The organism is Simplicispira sp. (assembly GCF_028687295.1).
In the GTDB taxonomy this organism is placed as follows: Bacteria; Pseudomonadota; Gammaproteobacteria; order Burkholderiales; family Burkholderiaceae_C; genus Simplicispira; species Simplicispira metamorpha.
On sequence record NZ_JAQUAL010000192.1, the window covers coordinates 1 to 5,365 of the forward strand.

The 5,365-nt window shown below is 64.6% G+C and carries 6 protein-coding genes; 5 read left to right on the forward strand and 1 reads right to left on the reverse strand.

What is annotated here, in order from left to right; all coding sequences use genetic code 11:
* The 5 genes from PHX69_RS15165 to PHX69_RS15185 all read left to right on the forward strand — a co-directional run.
* Nucleotides 1-738, forward strand: a 738-nt coding sequence (locus tag PHX69_RS15165; RefSeq protein ID WP_288044822.1) for an NAD-dependent epimerase/dehydratase family protein, incomplete at its 5' end; no start/stop codon positions are given.
* Nucleotides 735-1,295 carry a sugar transferase gene (locus tag PHX69_RS15170; protein ID WP_288044824.1) on the forward strand — a complete coding sequence of 187 codons (561 nt, stop codon included), beginning with the start codon at nt 735-737 and terminating at the stop codon, nt 1,293-1,295. The genes PHX69_RS15165 and PHX69_RS15170, both read left to right, overlap by 4 nt.
* A 74-nt stretch (nt 1,296-1,369) precedes the next feature.
* Nucleotides 1,370-2,923 (forward strand): lysine--tRNA ligase, encoded by a 1,554-nt coding sequence (lysS, locus tag PHX69_RS15175; RefSeq protein WP_288044826.1) that lies wholly within the window; start codon nt 1,370-1,372, stop codon nt 2,921-2,923.
* Between the two features lie 13 nt (nt 2,924-2,936).
* Nucleotides 2,937-3,956: a GGDEF domain-containing protein gene (locus PHX69_RS15180; protein ID WP_288044828.1), complete on the forward strand. Its 1,020-nt coding sequence runs from the start codon at nt 2,937-2,939 to the stop codon at nt 3,954-3,956.
* Nucleotides 3,957-3,991: 35 nt separating this feature from the next.
* Complete coding sequence (locus PHX69_RS15185; RefSeq protein ID WP_288044830.1) at nt 3,992-4,615, forward strand: mechanosensitive ion channel family protein; 624 nt, start codon at nt 3,992-3,994, stop codon at nt 4,613-4,615.
* A gap of 150 nt (nt 4,616-4,765) precedes the next feature.
* Here the strand turns inward: PHX69_RS15185 and nagZ are convergent.
* A partial coding sequence (gene nagZ / locus PHX69_RS15190; protein ID WP_288044832.1) for a beta-N-acetylhexosaminidase occupies nt 4,766-5,365 on the reverse strand: 600 nt, incomplete at its 5' end.

The following is a 5,365-nucleotide window of genomic DNA, read 5'->3' on the forward strand; positions in this document are numbered from 1 at the left end:
GCCCATCAGGTCAATGCCCGCGTGCGCCAGGATGACCAGCGTTTCGACGACAACCTCGCCCTGACTTCAGCTTTGCTGCGTGCATGTGTGCAAACTTCGGTACGGCGGCTGGTATTTGTCAGCTCCATTGGCGTCAACGGCGTGCGCACCAACGGCCAGCCTTTTACAGAGCAGGATGTGCCTGCCCCTGCCGAAGCCTACGCCCGCAGCAAATGGCAGTGTGAACAGCACATCCGCCAAGTCAGTTCCGACATTGGCCTGCAACATGTCATCGTGCGCCCGCCATTGGTGTATGGCCCGCAGGCACCAGGCAATTTTGGTCGTCTGGTGCGCGCCGTGGAGCGCGGCTGGCCTTTACCTTTGGGCGCAGTGCATAACCGCCGCCACTTTGCCGGGCTGGACAATCTGGTCGATGCCCTGGCGCTGTGCCTGACACACCCTGACGTGGTGCAAAAAACCTTTTTGCTGGCAGACGAAGAAGAAGTCTCCACCACCGATTTTTTACGCCTGACGGCACAGGCCATGGGACGCAGTGCGCGTTTGTGGCCGCTGCCAATGCCCGCCCTGCGCACGGCGGCACGGCTGCTGGGCCACGGTGATGCCATGGCGCGGCTGTGCGACTCGTTGCAGGTCAACAGCCAGGTTTTTCGCCAATGCACTGGCTGGCAGCAGCCCTGGACGCTGGCGCAGGGCCTGGAGCGCGCCATGCAGCCGCCCACACCATCTTCCGCACCATGAAACGTACCTTTGATTTTGGCGTCGCCCTGTTCGCCCTGCTGGCACTGGCCCTGCCCCTGCTGCTGATTGCGCTCTGGGTCAAAGCCACCTCGCCCGGCCCGGTGCTGTACTGGTCAGACCGCGTGGGACGCAACAACGCCCTGTTTAGCATGCCCAAGTTCCGCAGCATGCGCATCGACACGCCCGAGGTAGCCACCCATTTGCTGGAGCACCCCGAGCAATGGCTCACCCCCATCGGGAGTTTTTTGCGTCGCAGCAGCCTGGATGAATTACCACAGCTCTGGAACATTCTGCGCGGCGACATGAGCCTGGTCGGCCCCCGCCCGGCACTGCACAACCAACACGACCTGATCGCACTGCGCACCCGCGAGGGCGTGCATACGCTGCGGCCTGGCCTCACAGGCTGGGCACAAATCAATGGCCGTGACGAAATTGCTGTGGCGCAAAAGGTGGCGCTGGACACACATTACCTTCGGCATCAATCCTGCTGGTGGGACGTACAAATCGTGCTGACAACCGCCATCCGGGTCTTGCGCCGCAACGGCATCACGCACTAAGCCGCCGCCAGGGCGTGCAAAAACCTAAAATCACGGGTTTTGGTTCAAACCACCGCCCTTTGCTGGCGCCCTCCATGTCTGACAACACCACTCCCCACGCTACGCCCCCTGCCCACGACGAAAACCAGCTCATCGCCGAGCGCCGCGAGAAGCTGCGCGCGCTGCGCGAATCGCTGCAAAGCAACGGCGGCGTCGCCTTCCCCAACGATTTCAAACCCCAGCACCAGGCGGCCGACTTGCACGCGCAGTACGGCGCGCTCGATGCCGAAACGCTCGAAGCCCAGGCCGTCACCATGAGCGTGGCCGGGCGCATGATGCTCAAGCGGGTGATGGGCAAGGCCAGCTTTGCCACCGTGCAAGACGGCTCGCTGGGCAGCACGGGTGGCCGCATCCAGCTCTACATCACGCGCGATGCGCTGGGCGAAGAGCTGTACGCCGCCTTCAAGCACTGGGATCTGGGCGACATCATCGGCGCCGAAGGCACGGCCTTCAAAACCAAGACCGGCGAGCTGTCGATCAAGGTCACCACGCTGCGTCTGCTCACCAAGAGCCTGCGGCCCATGCCCGACAAGTTCCACGGCATCCACGACCAGGAAGTCAAATACCGCCAGCGCTACATCGACCTGATGACCGACGAGCAGGCCCGCAAGCGCTTTGTGGCGCGCAGCAAGGCCGTCAGTGGCATCCGCGACTTCATGGTGCAACACGGCTTTCTGGAGGTGGAAACGCCCATGCTGCACCCTATTCCGGGCGGCGCCAACGCCAAGCCGTTTGTCACGCACCACAACGCGCTCGAACAGGAGATGTACCTGCGCATTGCCCCGGAACTGTACCTGAAGCGCCTGCTGGTGGGCGGCTTTGAGCGCGTGTTCGAAATCAACCGCAACTTCCGCAATGAAGGCATCTCGGTGCGCCACAACCCCGAGTTCACCATGATGGAGTTCTACGCGGCCTACTGGAACTACCAGGACTTGATGGGTTTTACCGAGCAGCTGGTGCGCGATGCCGCCATGAAGGCCGTGGGCACGCTGCAACTGAGCTACAGCGGCCGCGAAGTCGATCTGAGCCAGCCTTTTGCGCGCCTGACCATCCGCGAAGCCATCTTCCAGTACACCGAAGCAGGCGCCCATGTGGACGACGCTGCCTGGCTGATCAGCGCCCTGAAAAAGCTGGGCATGAGTGAAGAAAAACACAAGCTCTCGGGCCGCACCCTGGCCAGCCTGCAAGTGCTGTACTTTGAAGAGACCGTGGAAGACAAGCTCTGGCAGCCCACCTTCATCATGGAGCACCCCACCGAAATCAGCCCGCTGGCGCGCGCCAACGACCAGCGCCCCGAAGTGACCGAGCGCTTTGAGCTCTACATCACGGGGCGCGAGTTTGGCAACGGCTTCTCCGAGCTGAACGACGCCGAAGACCAGGCCGCGCGCTTTCACGCCCAGGTGGACGCCAAAGACAGCGGCGACGACGAAGCCATGTACTTTGACCACGACTTTGTCCGCGCGCTGGAATACGGCATGCCCCCCGCAGGCGGCTGCGGCATCGGCATCGACCGCCTGATGATGCTGCTGACCGACAGCCCCAGCATCCGCGACGTGATCCTGTTCCCGGCCCTGCGCCGCGAAAGCTGAGCCCGGCGCAGCCATGAATGCCGTGCCCGCCATAGCCCCAGACGAAGAGCCGGCCAGCCCCTTCACGGTGCTGGTGGTCGAAGACCAGGATTCAGTGCGCGCGGCGCTGGTGGGCGAGCTGCACCACGCCGGGGTTTCCGACGTTCTGCAAGCGGCCAACGGCAACATGGCACTGCACCTGTTTCGCTCGCGCCGCCCTGACCTGGTGCTGCTGGACATCAAACTGCCCGGCAACGACGGCTACTGGGTGGCACAGCAAATGCGCGTGGCCGAGTCGGGCGACTGGACGCCCATCATCTTCCTGTCGGGCCTGGACGGCGATCTGGACGTCTGGCGCGGCATCGAGGCCGGGGGCGACGACTACCTGGTCAAACCCGTCAAACCCATCGTGCTGGTGGCCAAGCTGCGCGCCATGCGCCGCCTGCTGGACATGCGCCGGCGCCTGGTGGCCATGACCGAAGAGCTGCACCAGGCCAACCAGCGCCTCAACGAGATGGTGGAGGTCGATGCCCTCACCGGGCTGGTCAACCGGCGCGGCCTGGACCGCATCCTGCACAGCGAAATCATGGCCGCACGGCGCGACGGCACGCCGCTGACGCTGATGCTGTGCGACCTGGACCACTTCAAGCTCTACAACGACGCCATCGGCCACCTGCAAGGCGATGTGTGCCTGCGCGAAATCGGCCGCCTGCTCAGCGAAGTGTGCGTGCGCCCGCGCGATGTGGCCGCGCGCTACGGCGGCGAAGAGTTTGTGCTCATCCTGCCCAACACGCCGCGCTCGGGGGCCATGACGTTTGCCCGCGCGCTGGGCCAGTTGCTGCGGGTGCGTGCCATCACCCACCCCAACTCGCCGCTGGGCAATGCGCTGACCCTCTCGGGCGGCATCACCACCTGCGTGCCCGACGACAACACCAGCGCCGAGAGCATGCTCATGCGCGCCGACCAGGCCCTGTACGCGGCCAAAACCCAGGGCCGCGACCGTTTTTTCAGCTTCGAAATGCAGATGGACACGGTGGCACAGCGGCGCAGCTAGCGCCTGGCCACCGGGTACGCTGCTTTCTCTTTTCCATGCAACGCTCGCTGAAGTTTTACCTGCCCGAATGGGCCCAGGATTGGCTCGAAGTCATTGTCCCGGGCCTGCACATTTTGCTGATCGTGGTGGCGGCGTGGCTGTTGCACCGCCTGCTGTGCCGGGCGCTGGCCCGGGCCAGCGCGCACTACGATATCCCGCTGGAGTTGCAGGTGCCGATGCGCGGTTTGCTGGGCTGGACGATTTTTGCCGGCGCCGTGCTACTGGTGCTGGAGCGCCTGGGCGTGTCGGCCACGGTGCTGTGGACAGCATTTACCGGCTTTGCCACGGTGGGTGCGGTGGCGTTTTTTGCCGCCTGGAGCGTGCTGTCCAACCTGTTCTGCGCGTTTCTGATTTTTACCGTGGGGCCGTTCCATGTCGGTGACACCATCGAGCTGCTCGATACCGCTGAAAAACCCGGCGCCCGGGGCCGCGTGGTGGACATCAACCTGCTCTACACCACGCTGCAAGAAGGCACGCCTGAGGCACCGGGCACGCTGCTGCAAATCCCGAATGCGCTGATCTTCCAGCGCGTGCTGCGCCGCTGGCCCCCGGGCCAGCATCCAGCGGTGCCAACGCCCGCACCGGCTGCGTCCCCAGCAGACCCGGCCAGCGCCATTTGATACGTCCAGCAGCACACATCGCAGCTTGGGTGCCCCAGCCAACCCAACGCTGAGATTTCAAACCAAATCCGTCCCTAGCCCTTGCGGGGCGGGCGCTACCAGCTATCAAAACAGGAGTTCTGCGGCGCGCTGGTGGCTGACCGCCAAGGCTCAGGGCAGCATTTCCAGCGCCTGCAAATAGGCGGGCTGGAACATCAGCTCGTCCCAGGGCAGCGGCGGGGTTTGCGGCAGCAGGGCCAGGCGGCGCGATTCGCTCTCCAGGCTGGGCTGCCAGCGGCCCTGGGCCTGCTGCGCGGCGAGGCCATCGAGCAGCTCGTCCACGGCGGTGCCATCGCCCAGGCTCTGGTTGCACAGCAGCACCAGGTCGCAGCCCGCCTGCAACGCGGCCACGGCGGCCTCGGTGTAGCTGACCACCTGGCCGTCGATGCGGCGCGCGCCCTCCATGCTCAGGTCGTCGCTGAAGATGGCACCGTCAAAACCGAGCTGGCTGCGCAAAATGTCTTGCAGCCAGCGCGTGGAAAAGCCCGCCGGGCGCGTATCCACCTTGGGGTAAATCACGTGCGCGGGCATGACGCTGGTGATGGTGCTGCGCAGCCACTGGTAGGGGGCGGCATCGGCGGCGAGGATTTTTTTCAGGCTGCGCTTGTCGATGGGCACCTCGGTGTGCGAGTCGGCCTTGACGTAGCCGTGCCCCGGAAAATGCTTGCCGCAGTTGGCCATGCCCGCTTGCAGCAGGCCCTGGGCCAGGCT

Bases quoted from the DNA above. Each gene is read 5' to 3' on its own strand.
- PHX69_RS15170 (WP_288044824.1), top strand. From the start codon at position 735: ATGAAACGTACCTTTGATTTTGGCGTCGCCCTGTTCGCCCTGCTGGCA.
- lysS (WP_288044826.1), top strand. From the start codon at position 1,370: ATGTCTGACAACACCACTCCCCACGCTACGCCCCCTGCCCACGACGAA.
- PHX69_RS15180 (WP_288044828.1), top strand. From the start codon at position 2,937: ATGAATGCCGTGCCCGCCATAGCCCCAGACGAAGAGCCGGCCAGCCCC.
- PHX69_RS15185 (WP_288044830.1), top strand. From the start codon at position 3,992: ATGCAACGCTCGCTGAAGTTTTACCTGCCCGAATGGGCCCAGGATTGG.